This window comes from Streptomyces sp. 1331.2 (assembly GCF_900199205.1).
Taxonomy (GTDB): domain Bacteria; phylum Actinomycetota; class Actinomycetes; order Streptomycetales; family Streptomycetaceae; genus Kitasatospora.
This window is the reverse complement of the sequence record NZ_OBMJ01000003.1, coordinates 339226-355601: the sequence shown is the minus strand read 5'-3', so window position 1 is coordinate 355601 and position 16376 is coordinate 339226. Positions and strand designations below refer to the sequence as shown.

The following is a 16376-nucleotide window of genomic DNA, read 5'->3' as shown; positions in this document are numbered from 1 at the left end:
GGTACAGAGACGTGTGCAGGAGGAGCGCGTGCCACCCCATGTCCACGGCCCTGGACGGGCGCATCAGGCGCCCGGGGTGCGTGGCCGCCGCCACGACGAACTTGATGGCCTCGTCGGCGATCCGTACGGCGTGCGGCTCGTCGATGCCCTTGTTGTCGCGCTGGATCAGACGTACGACGCTGGCGAACCCTTCCTCCGGCAGCAGGTGTCGGCTGCTGCTCGTGCGCTCCGCCGTCGGCTCGGTCCGGTGTGCCGTGGTCAACTGACGTCCTTCCTCGGGAGCTGAGAGCGCCGCGTAGTGCCGGTCTCCACGACTCCGCGAACCCGCGACTGTCAGAACTGTCACTCCCCGGACTGCGCCCGCACACCCCCATTTCCGGTCACTTCGTGAGCCTCCGGCCGGATCCCCGAACAGCGAACCGGCCAGCCGACCCACCGGCCAGCCGACCCACCGGCCGGCCGACCCACCGTCCGACCCACCCCGGCAGCCGCCATCCCGTCCCGCGCGCTCAGCCAGCGATCTCCACCTCGGCCGCGATGATGACCGGCAGGTCGAGCGGCAGGGCGTTCACGCCGATCGCGGTGCGGGCGTGGGCGCCGGCTTCGGGGCCGAAGAGGGACAGCACCAGGTCGGAGCACGGGTTGAGGACGCGGGTGGTTCCCGGAAAACCCGGATCGGCGTTCACGAAGCCGCTGATGCTGAGCCAGGCGGTGATCCGGCCCAGGTCGCCCAGGGCCCGGCGGAGGTCGCCGAGCAGGGACAGGGTCGCCAGGCGGGCCGACTCCTGGGCCTCCTCAAGCGTGACCTGGCTCGGCACCCGCCCGTACGGGCCGGCCGGCGTCCCGTCGGGCCCGAGGGCACCGTGTCCGGAGGCGTAGGCACGGTTGCCGTGGACACGGACCCATACGAAGGGCAGCTCCAGCCCTGGGGGTGCCTGCGCCGCCGGGGGAAGCGTCAGGCCTGACTCTGCCAGCAACCGTTCGACGGACATGGCGCGCTCCGCTCCGAGCTCGGGATTCCGAGTCTGCCGCCGGTCGGGTGGCAGCACAGCCGACGCGCGGGCGAGCTGACCCTTTCGGCCTTCGTCGTCGATCTCGGCTGACCTGGCCCCCGCAGGTGCGGGGAGCGCGGCAGGGACGCCGCCCCCGGGTCAGCCCAGCTCCGTGCCCCGGCGGCCGGCGAGCCGGTGCGGTCCCAGGTAGTAGGAGAGCGCGGCGTGCGACGGGCCGTCCGCTACGTCACCGTTCACGAGGAGCTTGACCACCTCGGCCTCCGGGATCCATTCGACCCGGGTCGCCTCGGAGGTGTCCTCCGGAGGGCCCACCCGGGTGCAGCCGGTGACGTGGTAGCAGCGGAAGTGGGCGTCCGAGATGCCGGCCATGGCGTCGTACTCGGTCAGCAGCTCGACGCGGCCGGGCCGCCAGCCGGTCTCCTCCTCGACCTCGCGGGTGATCGCGGCCGCCGGCTCCTCGCCGGGCTCGGCCCAGCCGGCCGGCACCTCCCAGCCCCAGCGGCCGGTGATGAACCGGTGGCGGTGGAGGAGGAGGAACCGGCCCTGGTCGTCGGTGACGACGGCGCTGGTCGACGCACGCGGGTAGCGGACGACGTGGTGGTCGATCCGGCCGATACCGGGCACCTCGACGTCCTCCAGCCACACCTCGACCCAAGGGCTGCCGTAGACCTTCCGCCGGCCGAACGTCTCCCACTCCACGGCAGTCTCCTCACGCGCGTACGAGTTGCGCTCCCGACCCTCCCACGCGCCCGACCGGCTCGAAGCCCAGCAGGGACAACCAGTGCAGGTGCGGAGGGGCGGGGGTCGGTGTGGGTGTGCCGCCGGTGGCAGTGGCCGGACCAGACGATCCGGTCTCGATGCGACCGCGACGTCGAAGGTGCTGCGACTTCTACCGTCTCGTCACGACCAAGCCTGCCAACAGGCCGCCCGCCAAGGGCTCCTGACCGCCGGTGTCACCGTTCCCGAATGCGCCACACCACCAGCGGCCCGCCGTCCACTCGCTCACCGAACCAGGGTTCGGAAGAGTGCGCCGCTCGAACTCGACGTCGATCCGCTCCACCAAGCGGCCCAGGTCAGACCGGGCTCCTCTCGGAAGGCGCCGTAGGGCCACTTCCAGATTGTCTCGGCCGTCTTCGATCTCGATGCCAGGACTCTCACCCGGGCCGGTCAGATATCGTCCCGGCTGCCTGAAAGCCCATTCGAACCGGCTCAGAGCATCAGCAACGGCGTTCGGCCACAGGTATTCGTCCTCAACACGACGCACCGCTGCTCGGGTTCGAGCGGCTACGCTCGGAATCCGACGGACCGGCACGTGCTTGCGTGGCCGCCACCGCTCGGCGCGGACAGCCTTCGGGCGCCTACGCGGCATCGCCCTTTCGGAGCAGAATCATGTCGGCATTCTGCCACGGCCGGCGTCTTCATAGGTGGGGTCAACAGACTCGGTCACGTTCCGGCCTCGGCGCCCAGGGTGATCAGCAGGTGGGACGTGCCGGTGCCGGATCCGTGGAACGCCCCCGGACGCGGGTCTCGCCGGCAACCCCGGGAAACCAGTTGGGCCTCTCGGTGAGATGGGCCAGGATGACGGGCGTGACCCTGAAGTTTCCCTGCGTGTGCTGTGGCCGTCTGACCATGGACGGGCAGCCGGGCTCGTACGAGATCTGCCCGGTCTGCTTCTGGGAGGACGACGCGATCCAGCTTCGCTGGCCGGACTGCTCCGGCGGAGCAAACCGACCTTCGCTGATCGAGGCCCAGGAGAACTACCGGGCCTTCGGGGCTTGCGAGGAACGGTCTGTGGAGCATGTCCGCCTGCCTGAGGACGACGAGCCGATGGACCCGAGCTGGCGCCCGATCGACCCCGGGCGCGACCGCTTCGAGCCCAGAGGGGTTCAGCTGGCCGAGTGGCCGGACGATCGCACTGCCCTGTACTGGTGGCGCTATCGGGACACGGGGTTCTGGCGTCGCGCGGCGCCGGCCGGACGGAGTCGCCGGCCTTCCTGATCGACCGTCACGACACGTCGTGCGGGGACGCGATCTCCCGCATGCCGCCCCGGTGGTCGCGCAAGGTCGCACCGAATCGCACCGAATCGCGCCGGGTCGCGCCGGGTCGCGCCGGGTCGCGCCGGGTCGCGCCGAATCGCGCCGGGTCGCGCCGGGTCGCGACGTACAGCTCGCCCGTTGCCTGACGCCCGTCTCGCCAAGGGAATCGCCCAGGGAAATCGCCAGGATCCAGGGCGTGGTCGGGCTCGGACGCGGCTCGGAAAAACTTTCCGACGCGGGCAACCTTTCACGGCCGGGCGGCCACCAACAGGCAGAGCGCGACGCCGCGTTCCGGGTGGCCCTGCCCCTGGTTGGGCCGCCCACCGGTCCCGTCGAAAAGGAAGCACCGCAGCATGAGCAAGCATCGTCCAAGCCGCCGCCGGTTCCTGTTCCGGGCCGGGGCGGCGAGCATCGCCCTGGGCGGGGCGGCGTCGGCGCCGGCCCGTCCGGCGCACAGGCCGCCACCGCGGCGAGCAGCACGGCGAGCAGCACGGCGAGTGGCACGTTCGGCTACACCGACGACGGCCGCGAGTACACCGTGCACACCGGCGCCGACCTGATCTTCCGGGTCAGCAGGAGCACCGGCGACCTGACCTCCCTGGTCTACCGGGGCGTCGAGTACCAGGGCTACAACGGGCAGAACTCCCAGGTCGAGTCCGGCCTCGGCCCGTCCGCGGTGAGCATCGCCCGGCTCGACCGGACCATCCTGATCAGCGTGGTCCACGGCACCCTGCGCCACTACTACGCCGCACGCCAGGGCGAGAACAACGTCTATCTGTGGACCGACAAGGCGGACGACTCGATCACCGTCACCCGCTACATCGTGCGGGTCCGCCCCGGCCTCTTCCCCAATGACAACCCCGACTCCTGGGACGCCACCCGGGACGTCCTCATCGAGGCCCAGGACGTGCGTCGCCGACCCGACGGCACCACCCGGTCCAAGCACTACTCCAACCAACGGGTCGTCGACTACCGGTACGTGGGCTGGAGCAAGCCCGGCGTCGGTCTGTGGATGGTGCGCAGCAACCACGAGAAAGCGTCCGGCGGACCGTTCTACCGCTCCCTGATGCGCCACTCGTACGACAACGGCGCGGGCCTGTACGAGATCCTCTACTACGGCGAGAACCAGACCGAGCCGATGCGCTTCGGCCTCCAGGGGCCGTACGTGCTCGCCTTCACCGACGGCGGCGCACCCTCATCGGAGCTGTGGCACGACCGCATCGACACCTCGTGGGTGGACGGGCTCGGCCTGGACGGCTGGGTCGGCGACGGCGACCGCGGAGCCGTGGCCGGGGTGGGCATCTCGGGTCGCAACCCGGCGCTCGCCTACACCGTCGGGTTCGCCAACGACGACGCGCAGTACTGGGCGACCGCCGAACCGGGGCCGCGGCGCGTACATCGCCCGCCGGATGCTGCCCGGCGACTACACCTGGACCGTCTACCAGGGCGAACTCGCCGTCCGCACCGGCTCCGTGACGGTCGGGCCCGGCAGCACCACCGCCCTGCACACCATCGGCCTCACCCCCGCCGACGACCCGGGTCAGGCTCCGGCGATCTGGCGCATCGGCCGCTGGGACGGTACCCGGCGGGCTTCCGCAATGCCGACCTGGTCACCCACGCACACCCCTCGGACGTGCGCGCCGAGCCGTGGACCGGCGACTTCACCGTGGGCCGGTCCAGGGACGCCGACTTCCCCGCCTATCAGTGGCGGGACGTCAACGACGGCAGGAGGGTCACCTTCGACCTGACGGCAGAGCAGGCCGCCCAACCGCGCACCCTCAACATCGGCGTCACCACCGCCTTCCTCAACGCCCGCCCCCGGATCCGGCTCAACGACTGGACCTCACCCGTCCCCCAGCCCCACCCCGAACCGAGCACCCGCTCGCTCACGGTCGGCTCCTACCGCGGCAACAACCACACCTACGCCTTCACCGTCCCCGCCTCCGCCCTTCGGCCCGGCACCAACACGCTCACCATCACCGTCGTCTCCGGCAGCAGCGGCTCGCAGTTCCTCAGCCCCGGTTTCGCCTACGACTGCGTCGAACTGCTCACCTGAGCCCGGCACACCAGGTGGAGCCGCCCCAGCCACGGGCGGCTCCACGGACTGCCTCCGCCCCCCCCCGGGATACGACCCCCTTCGAGCTGGATCAGGGGCGGGTCGGGTGGGTGTCCTGACGACGGACGGTCATGCGGTGGTCGAGGACGGCGGTCTCGCCGGCGCCTGGACCGACCCGGCCGGCGGCGTCCAGCAGCTCGGCCTCACCAGCTTCTGACGCCCGCCCCCGCGAGCCGCGCCGCCCCATCGCCTCACCCCGGGCGTGCGGCGGCGCGGCTCAGGTGTTCTGGAAGCAATCGCCGCGACCGATGCGATCCGCCGGGACGACGCGACGTACCTGCTGGACGACCTCGGGCTGCGCCGCATCCACTGGGAGCAGCCCTAGGGGAACACGGATACGGCCTCCGCCCGTGAGGCGGAGGCCGTATCCGGTGGCTCAGAGGGTGTTCCGCAGGGCGGCTGCGGCGGCGACCAGGTCGTCGAGCCGGCGGAACTCCCGCTGGTCCTCCTCGGTTTCCGAAGAGGACCACAGGAGGTAGGAGCCGTCGTCCTGTTGCCGGATCAGCAGTTCGCCCGGCTCTTCGCGGTAGGCGTCCTTCGCCAGCCGCAGCGTCCACATCGAGAAGAACGGGAACATCCGCGCGAGCTGCGGCTCGGCGCGCAGTGCGATGAGGAGGTCCCGGTACTCCTCGAACTTCGGGTCGCCGATTTGCAGATCCCACATCACGGCTTCCGGATTCCCGTCCTCGTACCCCTGGCTAAGCCTGGTGTACGTCATGAACGGGAATCGCTCGGAAAGCTCGGTGAGGGTCGCGCCGTGCTTCCATGCCGCGAGCACCCCGGCGGCCTCGGCGATGTCCGGGGTCGCGCCTTCGGCCCAGGGGTGTCCTCCGCGGCTGTTGCCCAGCTTGATGCTGAACCCGCGTTCTTCGAGCCACAGGTTCACCCACATCGTTCCTCGCGGCGAGTCGAAACTGTGCGGCCGTCGGCGTCCAGTCGGGCTCGGGAGCACGCAACTCGTCGCCGAGGTCGATGCCGTGCTCGGCCGCGGTCGCGAGGAACGCGGCCGTGAGACCCCCGTAGCGGGCGAGCTCCGGATAGTAATCGGAGAAGCCCGACGGGAGGCCGCCGATCACGTCGTTCATAGAAGAGTTGGTCCTTTCCACCTGTACTCGCACACGAAATGACCGGCCGGTGGGGCGGCCGCCGTGGAAAGCGGCAGCCCCACCGGCCGCGGGGGAGTCGGCCCGAGGGCCGGTCAGCCCGGGGTCAGGCCCACTCGAAGATCCAGGCCTTCTGCCATTTGGCTTCCTGCCACTTCGGTTCCGGGACGCTGATCAACTTTCCGTCCTTGTCGTAGAACTTGAACTTACTCCACGGCACCCTCTCGCCGATCACGGCCCGGGCGATCCACGACATCTCCTCCTGGGTGGCCTTGGCCCCCGCTGCCGAGCCCCCGAGGCCGGTCACGGCCATCTGCTCGAAGTCGCCCTCGAATTCCTTCATGTTGACGTGGATGTCGATCTTGGGGTCGTCGATGGCGCTCTTGACGTATCCCCGCCAGGTCTTCTCGAACTCCGGCTTCATGAAGTGGGTGAACCCGAGACCCTCAGCCCACTTGGCGGTACCGGCCGCCTGGTAGCCGAGGGCGACCGCTGTGACGGCGCAGTTGTTGTTGTGGACGAGGACCGGGGTGTCGCCCGCCAGCACGTAGTACGTGTGCAGGTCGGCGACGGTGAGGTTGTAGGCGGCCTGCAGGCCCTCCCACTGCCGGGTCGCACTGATCGTCGCCTGCTGCCCGGAGGGGGTCAGCAGGGAGTCCCCGGCCCGCAGACGCGAGGCGTCGGCCCAGGCCCGCTCGGAGGCGTTCCAGAAGCGGTGGCTGCTGGTGGAGGTGAGCGAACCGCCGTCGGCCAGGGTCACGTCCGTGAACTGGCGGTCGTCGGGGGTGTAGATGGTGGCGTCGACCTTTTGGCCCGCGCTCTGCCCCGTGAGCGGGTCAGTGGCCAGGACGGTGTCGCCGACCCTGATGGTCTCGATGGGCTTGTGGCTGCCGTCGCCCATGAGGACCGGGGTGCCGGCCGGGAAGCTGTTCGGCGAGGGGCAGCTCGGAGGGATCCGAGTGACCAGCTTCTTGATGAACGTGACGGCCTTCTCGCCCCAGGAGCCGAACTTCTTGGCCCACTGGGCGAGCTTGGCGACGGCCGCGCCGTCACCGATGAAGGGGATCGCGCCGATGCAGGAGGTGATGGCGTCGGCGGTGCGGCCTTCGACGGCGTAGTAGGCGCAGTTGATCAGGTCGGCGATGTCGGCGAGGCCGGGGGCGATGACCCCGCCCGCGCCCCCGATGATGTCGAGGGTGAGGTGGATGCTCTCGGAGAACAGGTGGTAGATGGCGCTGACGGTCTCGCTGTCCTCCTTCTCCTTCTTGATCTCCTCCTCGATCGCCGAGACCTGGGAGTCCTTCTCCTTGGCCTTCTGCTCGTCGGCGGCCTTCTGATCGGCGGCTTCCTGCTTGCGCAGTCGGTCCGCTTCCGCGCGTGCCGCTTCCATGGCCTCGCGCTTGGCCTTCTCCTCGGCTTCGTGCCTGGCCTCGTAGGTGCCGAACGCGTCGTCGGCGGCGGCCTGGGCGGCCGTGGCGTCCTTGCCCGCGGCTTCGGCCGAAGCCCGTGCCGACGCAGCGGAGCTGTACGCATCGGACGCGGAGCGTCGGGCCGCGCTCGCCGACTGTGCCGCCCGCTGGGCGGAGTACGTCGCTAGAGCGGCGTCGTGCCGGGCTGAGCCGGCGGCGGCGTTGGCGTTCTTGGCGGACTGGGCGGCGTTGGTGGCGCTGGTCTGGGCGGCGTCGGCGGCGGCCTGGGCCTTGGTGACCTGGTCGGCGGCGGTGTTCGCGGACTGCTGGGCGTTGCCGGCGTAGCCGGCGGCTTCGCTTGCGGCGCCGCGGGCGAGGGCGGCGACGCGCTGGGCTTCGGCCGCGTTCTTCTGGGCGGTGGCGGCGGCCGCGCTGGCCTGGGCGATCAGGCCGGTGACGTCCGCGACGTGGACGGCGGTGAGGCGGTCCTTCTGCTGGGCGGTGTACTGGCCTGCGGCGACGAAGGCACGCAGTTTGACGGCGGGGCCTTCGAGGGCGATCCGTGCGGCGGCCTTGAGTTCGGGTTCGTTGTCGGGGGCGTCGGCGAGCCGGGTCGCGGTGAGGCGGTCGTCGGCGGCCTGGGCGTCGGTGAGGCCCTTGTCGAGGAAGTCGCGCAGCGCTTCGGGGGTGTTGGTGCGCAGCGCGGTGTCGCCGGCGGTCTTGACGGCGGGGCCGGCCTTGTCGAGGAGGCGGGTGATCGTCAGCCGGTTGTTGGGCGCCGCGGCCTCGTACTGGCCGCTGTTCAGGAACGCGCCGATCTTCGCCGCGTCACCTTGGAGGGCGGTGTAGGCCGCCGTGCGAACGGCCGGGTTCTCGTCGTCCTGGTAGATCTGGGTGGCGCGATCCTGTGCGTCGTGCTCCTCGGCGGCCTTGCGGCCGGTTTTGAGGTAGGCGAAGACGGCGGTGTCGTTGCCGGTCAGGGCGGCTTCGGCGGCTGCTTCTCCCCAGGATCCGGAGATCTTGCGGGAGAGGAGGGCGAGTTTGCGGCCGTCGGTGGCGACCTCCTGGGGGGTGGTGCCGGGCTGGTTGACGGCCTGGGCGAGGCGGTCGGCCTCGGCGCGGGCGTTCTGGACCTGCTGGCGGGCCTGTTCGTCTCGGCCTGCTTGTCGCTCTCGTCGGCGCGGGCCTTGCGCGCGGTCTCGATCGCGGCCCCGCTCCGGTTGGCCAGGTCCTCCGCCTCGGTGCGGCGGGCCAGGTCCTGGACGGCACCGGCCTTGTCGACGGCGGTCTGCGCGTCCCCGGCGAAGCCGGAGGCGGCGTTGGCGTGGTCGGTGGACTCCTGCGCGGCGTTGGCGCTCTGCCCCGCGTGGTCCGCCGCGTCCCGCGCTGCCTGCGCCGCCGCACTGGCGTGTGCGGCCGCAGAGACCAGCAGCGTCCTCGCGGCATCGGCCTGACCGGCGGCCTCCTCGGCCAGCTTCTGCGACGCGGTGGCGGCACGTCCGGCCTCCGCGGCCTGACGACGCGTCGCCTCCGCCGCCCGCTTGGCCTTCACGGACTGACCGCCCGCACTGTCGGCATACGCCCCGGCCTGATCGGCCGAACCCGCCGCCGCATCCGCATTACCCCTGGCACTGAGCGCAGCCCCGGCGGCATCCTTGCTGCTCGCCGCAGCCTTGTTCGCCTCCACCAGCGTGGCCTGCGCATCCGCAGCGATCTTCGCCGCCGCATCCGCCGCATCCGCCGCCACCCGCGCCTCATGCGCCTTGCCCGCATCACCCGCCGCAGCCGCAGCAGCCGTACGAGCATTGGCAGCAGCCCGCTGCGCACCCGCCGCGGCAGCCGCCGCGTTGGAGGCCGCATACGCCGCCGCGCGGGCGGAGGCGTTGGCCGAACGCGCCGCGGTGATCGCGGTCTGCGCGGCCTGCCCGGCCCGCTCCGCCGCCGTGGCCGCGTTGTTGGCGGCCGCGGTGGCCTTGGCGGTGTCACTGCCCGCGGCCTGCGTCTCGGCCGCCGCCCGCGCGGCATCGTCCTTCGCCAGCTGCGAGTTCGCAACGGCCTTGTCCTTGGCCTCCACCGCCGCAGCCGTCTCGGCGGCGGCCTGCGCGCCCGCGTCCTTGGCCTGCTGGGCCAGCTGTGCGATGCTCGCGCGTTCCATGTCGCGGTTCTGCGCGATGTACTGTCCGACCGTCAGGAAGTCCCGGACGTCCTCGATCGAGCCGTTCAACGCCGCCCGCGCCGCGGCCTGCGTGTTCGCACCACCCGCACTCAGGACCTGGACCAGCTTCACCCGGTCGTCCGCGTCCTTCGCCGCGAACTGCCCCTCCGTCAGGAACCGCTGAAGGTCGTCACTGCTGCCACGCAACGCCGTATCGGCCGCCGCCTGCACACCCCGACCCGCACCCAGCGCAGGATCCGCGATCCGCGTGATCCACAGCCGGCGATCGGCATCCAGCGGCAACTGCCAGCCGCTCTGCAGGAAGGTCTGCAGTTCGGCGGCGGTGCCGTCGAGCGCCTTGCCCGCCGCCTCACGGACCTTCGGACCACCCAGACTCGCGATCTGGGTGGCAGCCAGCAGATCATCCGCATGCTGCGCACCGGCCAGATCACTGTCCAGGAACCGCTTCACGTCCTGGTCGGACCCGGCCAGCGCCGACTCCGCCAGCGTGTGCACGCTCGGCCCGCCCTTGAGCCACGCCTGCAGCGCCCGCTCGCGGTCGCTCGGCTGCTGCACCTGCCCGCCGGTCGGCTCGGCAGCGACGGCGTTCGGCAGCCCCGTCCCCACCAGACCCGTCACCAGCGCGAGCGGCAACAGGCCCAGGGAAAGCCTGCCCAACAGCGGCGGCCTTCCCCTCCCCCCTCGCCGGCGTGAACGGGATATCGGATGACGCACCAGGAACCTCCACTGTCGATGTCGGCCGAATAAGGCCGCAGCGGAGCTTACCGGCAGATCACGCCACAACAGAAAGCGTACGAAGTCACGAGGTTGGGGAGTAAAGGAAGAGAAATGAACAACAGTTCTCGGCGCATAGTCAGTAAATTCCGACGCATCGTCAGCAAGCGCCCAGGCTGTTCGAAAACGTGACATAGTGCCTGCTCAGAACGGGTCGGAAGTTGGCGTAATGTCAGACTCTCTGGTTCGATGGCCCGGATTCCGTTGTGATCGCCGGGGGTGGCGAAGCGATCGTTCCGAGGTGTCCTCCACCCCCCTTGACGCGCCGTCCCAGCGAGTCGGTCCGCCTGCCGTCCAGGTCGGTTCACCGCATTCCGAGGACCCGCCCAACGGGCAACACGAGATGAACGAAGAGGAATAGTCATGGCAAAGCACGTGTCCCGGTGGATCGCCGCCGGCGCCGTCGCGGTGGCGACCACGCTCGGCGCCACCGCGCTCGCCTCGGCCGAGGGCACCCCCGCGGACAACTCCACCGCACCGCCCGCGGTCGAGGACTTCACCTACCCCGGCCCGGCCCCCTACAGCAACGTCAAGCTGCTGCGCGGCGACGGCCACATCCTGCTGTCGGACTGCGCCGTCGACGACCAGATCAAGGTCCTGAGCATGGACCTGCCCAACGAGAGCGGCAACCAGATCTGCTTCCGCGCCACCACCAACACCGGCTACCTCGCCCTGGAAGTGCCGAACGTCATCCGGATCCGCACGGACGACTACGCAGTCAGCGCCAAACTCACCAGCGAAGGCGTCTCCCAGACCATCGACATCGCCAAGGGCCCCGGCGGCGCCAGCGTCGGGATCGGCAGCGGCACCGGCACCGGCAAGCCCGCAGCCCTCCTCGAACTGCGGATCATCGGCTGACCACCGCCGGCACCCGCTCACCCTCCCCCCAGGAGCCCAGGTGACCCACAACCCCCCGCGCACGGCGAAGACGACCGGCCGCACCACCGCCCGCCGATGGACGGCCGCCCTCGCCGCGACCACCGCAGCCCTCCTCGGCGCGACCGCACTCGCCGCGGCCGACACCACACCGCCCGCCGACAACTCCACCGCACCCCCCGCCGTCGAAGACTTCAGCTACCCCGACGCCGCAACCATCACCCGCGTCAAACTCATACGCGGCGACGGACACATCCTGCTCACCAACTGCACCAAGCCCACCCAGATCCAGATCTGGACCCGCGCCCCGGGCAACCCGGACAACAAGATCTGCTTCACCGCCGACGGCACCACAGGCTCACTCACCCTGCAACTGCCCGACGTATTCGCCCTCCAGACCACCGGCCGCGCCATCCGGGCCGGCCTCACCGCCGGCACCGCCACCCAGACCCTCGACATCCCCAAGGACGGCTTCAAGGCCACCGGCGAAGGCACCGGCAGCGCCCCGACCAGCCTCGTCGAACTCACCGTCACCGGCTGACACCGCTCCCCGCACCCCTCTCTCACCCCCATGAACCCAACCCATGCCTCGCAACTCCTCGCCCCGCCGCCGGGCCGGCGCACTGACCGCCGCTCTCGCGACCGGCGCACTGGCCACCTTCGCCACCTCCCCGGCCGGTGCCGTGGCCGGTGACGCCGCCGCCGACGGCTCCTACGCCTCGACCGCCCGGCTGGTGATCGGGGACAACCTGCGGGCCTGCACCGGTGCCCTGGTGGACCGCAACTGGGTGCTCACCGCCGCCTCCTGCTTCGCCGACGACCCGGCGCAGCCGCAGGCGCTGGCCGCCGGTGCACCGAAGTGGAAGACCACCGCGACCATAGGCCGTACCGACCTGACCACCCAGGCCGGCAAGGAGGCCGCGGTCGTCGAGCTGGTACCGCACCAGGACCGGGACCTGGTGATGGCCCGTCTGGCCACGCCGGTCGACGGCATCACCCCGCTGACGATCGCCACCACCGCACCGACCGCCGGGCAGACGCTGCGCGTTCCCGGGTACGGGCGCACCAAGGACGAGTGGACGCCGCTCAAGCTCCACACCGGCGCCTTCACCCTCGACACCGTGAGCACCGCCGGCATCGGTACCACCGGCACCGGCGGCGCGGCGATCTGCAAGGGCGACACCGGCGCCCCCGTGATCCGCGAGACGGGCGGCAAGGCCGAACTCCTCGCCGTGGCCTCCCGCTCCTGGCAGGGCGGCTGCCTGGGCACCCCGGCCACCGAGACCCGCACCGGCGCCTACAACACCCGCGTCGACAACGTCGCCGGCTGGATCCAGCAGACCCGGGCGAAGGCCGCCGGCTGGAAGACCCAGGCCCTGGTGCGCAGCGACGCCAACCTGTACTTCGCCAGCCGTCTCTACGACGGGTCCTGGACGCCGTACGAGGACGTCCAGGCCGCGGCCGGGAACATCGGCGGTGTGCGCGCCGTCGCGACTGCCGGCATCGACACCTCCACCCACATCATCGCCCTCGGCGGTGACGGGCACCTTCACTACGCGATCCGCAAGGGCGACGGCAGCTGGGCCCAGCGCTTCGTCGACCTCAACATCGCCCTCAACGACCTCGGCAACATCACCCAGGTCTCCATCTCCTCCATCGGCAACGACCTGCACGTGGTCGTCGTCGCCGACGACATCCTCTTCCACACCGTCCGCAACGGCGCCGGCGAGTGGAGCGCCTTCGGCGTGGTCACCGACGTCGCCGGGCCGCTCAAGGGCATCACCTCCATATCCGCTGCAGGAGCCGCCGGCGGCGAACTGCACATCGCCGCCGTGTCGGGCGGGAAGATCTACCACACCCTGCGCAACGCCGGCGGAAAGTGGGGCGCCTGGGGATCGGTCGCCAACGCCGCCGGTGCCACCGCACCCGTGACGGCCGTCGCCATCTCCCGCCAGAACAGCGACCTCAACCTCGCCCTCATCGCCAGCGACGGCCAGTACCACACCCTGCGCTTCGCCAACGGCGACTGGCAGCCGATGGCCTCCCTCGGCGGAGTCGTCGGGAACGTCACGGGCACCAGCATCAGCGCCGCCCCCGTCGACACCGACGCCCGGTTCGCCATCGCCACCACCGACAACAAGGTCCTGCTCACCGCCCGCCACGCCGACGGCACGTGGGCCACCCCCGAAAGCCTCGACGTCAGCACGATTCCCGGCAGCCACACCGGAACCGTCATCACCGGCACCCTCTGACCGACAGATCGTCACACGCCTCGGTGCGGGAGAGACCTCTCTCCCGCACCGAGGCGTTCTCAGGATCCGACAGCGGGGAGAGCGTCGCGGGGGCGCCGACGAGGCAGACTGGCAGCAGCCACCGCTCACCGCCGCCGCCGAGCCTCCGAAGGTCGGGCCACCGATGGACACCACACCGCAGGACCTGCTGGTCGTCGCCCTGGAGGCAGGGACCGGCCCTCCCCCGGAACAGGGCGACCTGTCACTCGCGCTCGCCGGCGCCGAGCTGATCGATCTGCTCGACGCCGGGGCAGTCCGACTGGACGGCACCCGGATCCTGCCCGCCGGCCCGGCGCCCGCCACGGAGGCGCTGCTGGCCGAGGCTGCAGCGGCGGTCCTCCGACAGCCGCCGTTCGAATCGGTCGAGGACTGGCTGTGGCGCCGGGGCCGAGGGCTCGCGGCCGCCTACGCGAGCGCGCTCGGCACGCCGCCCGGCACCCGCGGCCCCCGTCTCCACCCGCACCTTCGCCTCCACCGGACGGCACCGCGGGCGAAGCCCGGTGACCCCGCACCGCCCGAGTCTGCCGGACGCCGTGCGGCGATCGACCGCTGGATGTCGCGCGAGCCCGTGCTCACCGCCCTGGCAGCGGCCGCCGGCATCGCGGCGCGGTCGCCGGGCGAGCAGCCCGACATCACCGACGACGACCTGGCGGCAGTCCTCGCCACGGTCAACGACGCGGTCCGGGAACTGGACGCCGTGCGGCGGCGTCGCGCCGTCGAGGACGCAGCGTTCGACAACATCTGGCGTGGCGGGGTCGGCTGAACACGACCGGCAGGGTCGGCCGCCGGCGCTCCCGACCACCCGCGCGCCGGGGAAGACTGCCGGGGCAGCGACGAAGGCCACCGCCTGATCGACGCCAACCGCGCCCGCTTCGACGCAGGCCGCTGACCTCAGGCCGCGAACACGGCGCGCTGTCGTCCTCCTGTGCCACCGTTCCGGCGCCCCGCGTGGGCCGGTGGCGGCGCGGCAGGTCAGCGGGGCGCGTCCGGGCGGTGGACGCTGAGGCTGCCGTAGGCCGACAGCGCGCCGGCCGGGTCGCCGTGCGCGTCGCCGGCCGGGTCACCGGGCGCGTGCCGCAGCGTGGCGTCCAGGAAGGCGAGCGTGGTTGCGGCGACGACGCGGGGCTCCCGGTGCGGCCCAGGGAGCCGACGATCGAGGGCACGGGCGGCAGGTACAGCGGGCCGTCCATGAAGCTGAGGTGGGCGGCGCCGGGGACGGTGAGCCGGTAGCTCGGCGCGGTGTCGGACGCGAGGGCCTCGGTCAGGCGCGGCAGGTATCGCGGGTCGGTGCTCGGGGTGATGGCCTGGGTGAGCGCGAGCACCGGCTGGTGGAGGGCCGGGGATGCGGGACCGTGGGGGTAGCCGTCCAGGTCGATGACGGCGGCGAACCGGGGGTCCTGCCGGGCCGCCTGCAGGGCGGCGGCACCGCCCATGGAGTGGCCGGTCACCGCGGCCCGGCCGGTGTCCAGACGTCCGGTCAGCGGGTCGCGTCCGGTCAGCGGGTCACTCCCCACCACCGGGTCGGCGATCGCGCCGCGGTCCAGGCCCTCCAGCCGCGTGAGCACGAAGCCGAGATCGGCGGCCCTGACGGCCGTCCAGCCGGCCGCGAGCTCCTCGTCCGCGTCCCGGTCGCCGGTGGAGGCGGTCGCGGCGCGGATGGTCCGGCCGTCGTCCAGGACGACCGCCGCGGAGTCGTACGGGTGGTCGAGGGCGGCCACCACGTAGCCGTGGCTGGCCAGTTCCTCCGCCCAGGCGGTGTTCTGGGTGCGCACCCCGCCCGCTCCGGGGGAGAACAGCACGACGGGGAACCGTTCGCCCCCACCGGCCACCGGGGCGTTGAAGACCGCATGCGTACGGGCCCGCGGTACGCCGTCGACCAGGAAGCCGGGCAGCCCGACAGCACCGGCCAGGGCATCGGAGACGGTGCGCGCCTCCTGCTCCGTACGTCCGAGGTACTGGGCCCGCTGCGCGCCCGCGGGGCTCTTCTGCGCGGGGTACCAGAGCTGGACCAGGACCGTGCGCCGGTCGTCCGGGTCGGCGGTGAAGGTCTCGGGGCGGTTCGGGTCGGTCCATTGCACCACCCGGGTGCCGACGGCGAAGGAGCCCGACGGCTCGGGGAACACGGGCACGGGAAACGCCCAGGCGGCCACCGGCCCGGCGGCGATCAGGCCGAGGCAGGCCATCGACCCCGGCAACGCCAGCCACCACCGCGCCCGCCACGCTCGCCAGCCGTCCCGGCCGGGGCGGCGCCGGAGCGTTCGGAGCAGCGGGGAGAGAGCGAACGGCAGCGCGACGGCACCACCTGCCAGCACCGGCAGCACCTGCCAGCGGATCCCCACCACACCCAGCACGATCACGGACAGCACGAACACCGCCCCCGCCGCGATCGTGACGCGCGGACGGGCGCCAGGGGGAAGCCAGCGGGCCACCACCAGCGCGACGGCGCCCAGCACGGCAAGGAACTCCGGAAGGGACATGGACAGTCCCGGGATCGTCTCGGTCACCCCGCCATCCTCGAAGCAGCGCACACGGCGGCACATCGGCCCGCGGTCTCCGGCACATGCCACCCCGGTCGCCAACG

The 16376-nt window shown here is 71.8% G+C and carries 13 protein-coding genes and 4 pseudogenes; 9 read left to right on the top strand and 8 right to left on the bottom strand.

Going from position 1 to position 16376, the window contains the following annotated elements; all coding sequences use genetic code 11:
• The 3 genes and pseudogenes from CRP52_RS36790 to CRP52_RS36780 all read right to left on the bottom strand — a co-directional run.
• Positions 1-262 (bottom strand): annotated as a pseudogene (locus CRP52_RS36790) (hypothetical protein); the annotation flags it as partial.
• Positions 263-509: 247 nt separating this feature from the next.
• Positions 510-992 carry a RidA family protein gene (locus CRP52_RS36785; protein ID WP_097240541.1) on the bottom strand — a complete coding sequence of 161 codons (483 nt, stop codon included), beginning with the start codon at positions 990-992 and terminating at the stop codon, positions 510-512.
• Positions 993-1151: 159 nt separating this feature from the next.
• Positions 1152-1712 carry an NUDIX hydrolase gene (locus CRP52_RS36780; RefSeq protein ID WP_121179343.1) on the bottom strand — a complete coding sequence of 187 codons (561 nt, stop codon included), beginning with the start codon at positions 1710-1712 and terminating at the stop codon, positions 1152-1154.
• Positions 1713-2591: 879 nt separating this feature from the next.
• Between CRP52_RS36780 and CRP52_RS36770 the strand changes: the two genes are divergently transcribed.
• The 4 genes and pseudogenes from CRP52_RS36770 to CRP52_RS40710 all read left to right on the top strand — a co-directional run bounded on the left by CRP52_RS36770 (position 2592) and on the right by CRP52_RS40710 (position 5106).
• Positions 2592-3011 carry a CPCC family cysteine-rich protein gene (locus CRP52_RS36770; protein ID WP_097240539.1) on the top strand — a complete coding sequence of 140 codons (420 nt, stop codon included), beginning with the start codon at positions 2592-2594 and terminating at the stop codon, positions 3009-3011.
• A 19-nt stretch (positions 3012-3030) separates the two neighbouring features.
• Positions 3031-4248 (top strand): annotated as a pseudogene (locus CRP52_RS40720) (rhamnogalacturonan lyase B N-terminal domain-containing protein); the annotation flags it as partial.
• Between the two features lie 211 nt (positions 4249-4459).
• Positions 4460-4798 carry a hypothetical protein gene (locus CRP52_RS40715; protein WP_306458948.1) on the top strand — a complete coding sequence of 113 codons (339 nt, stop codon included), beginning with the start codon at positions 4460-4462 and terminating at the stop codon, positions 4796-4798.
• Positions 4684-5106 (top strand): polysaccharide lyase family protein, encoded by a 423-nt coding sequence (locus CRP52_RS40710; protein WP_306458947.1) that lies wholly within the window; start codon positions 4684-4686, stop codon positions 5104-5106. Before CRP52_RS40715 ends, CRP52_RS40710 begins: the two co-directional genes overlap by 115 nt.
• 436 nt (positions 5107-5542) lie before the next feature.
• Here the strand turns inward: CRP52_RS40710 and CRP52_RS36760 are convergent, their stop codons facing one another.
• Both CRP52_RS36760 and CRP52_RS36755 read right to left on the bottom strand, forming a co-directional pair.
• Positions 5543-6052, bottom strand: coding sequence for a hypothetical protein (locus tag CRP52_RS36760; protein ID WP_143685937.1), 510 nt, complete (start codon positions 6050-6052; stop codon positions 5543-5545).
• A 323-nt stretch (positions 6053-6375) separates the two neighbouring features.
• Positions 6376-7659, bottom strand: a complete 1284-nt coding sequence (locus tag CRP52_RS36755; protein ID WP_097241160.1) for a polymorphic toxin-type HINT domain-containing protein — start codon at positions 7657-7659, stop codon at positions 6376-6378.
• Positions 7660-7900: 241 nt separating this feature from the next.
• Between CRP52_RS36755 and CRP52_RS40300 the strand changes: the two genes are divergently transcribed.
• The gene (locus CRP52_RS40300) at positions 7901-8023 is read left to right on the top strand and encodes a hypothetical protein (protein WP_257033174.1); all 123 of its coding nucleotides are present in this window, start codon (positions 7901-7903) and stop codon (positions 8021-8023) included.
• Between the two features lie 164 nt (positions 8024-8187).
• Here the strand turns inward: CRP52_RS40300 and CRP52_RS41015 are convergent.
• Positions 8188-8568: pseudogene (locus tag CRP52_RS41015) on the bottom strand (hypothetical protein); the annotation flags it as partial.
• An 86-nt stretch (positions 8569-8654) separates the two neighbouring features.
• On the bottom strand, positions 8655-10511 hold the full coding sequence (locus CRP52_RS38835; protein ID WP_179853164.1) for an ALF repeat-containing protein: 1857 nt from the start codon (positions 10509-10511) through the stop codon (positions 8655-8657).
• Positions 10512-10991: 480 nt separating this feature from the next.
• On the opposite strand from CRP52_RS38835, the gene CRP52_RS38830 reads away from it, so the two are divergent.
• From CRP52_RS38830 to CRP52_RS36710, 4 genes are all read left to right on the top strand, one after another.
• Positions 10992-11486: a hypothetical protein gene (locus CRP52_RS38830; protein ID WP_097240532.1), complete on the top strand. Its 495-nt coding sequence runs from the start codon at positions 10992-10994 to the stop codon at positions 11484-11486.
• Positions 11487-11526: 40 nt separating this feature from the next.
• Positions 11527-12045: a hypothetical protein gene (locus CRP52_RS38825; RefSeq protein WP_097240531.1), complete on the top strand. Its 519-nt coding sequence runs from the start codon at positions 11527-11529 to the stop codon at positions 12043-12045.
• A 43-nt stretch (positions 12046-12088) separates the two neighbouring features.
• Positions 12089-13756: a trypsin-like serine protease gene (locus tag CRP52_RS36715; RefSeq protein WP_097241156.1), complete on the top strand. Its 1668-nt coding sequence runs from the start codon at positions 12089-12091 to the stop codon at positions 13754-13756.
• Positions 13757-13919: 163 nt separating this feature from the next.
• On the top strand, positions 13920-14558 hold the full coding sequence (locus tag CRP52_RS36710) for a GPP34 family phosphoprotein (protein ID WP_097241155.1): 639 nt from the start codon (positions 13920-13922) through the stop codon (positions 14556-14558).
• A 209-nt stretch (positions 14559-14767) separates the two neighbouring features.
• Here CRP52_RS36710 and CRP52_RS36705 read toward each other — a convergent pair.
• Positions 14768-16335, bottom strand: a pseudogene (locus tag CRP52_RS36705) (alpha/beta hydrolase family protein).
• Positions 16336-16376: the final 41 nt, after the last annotated feature.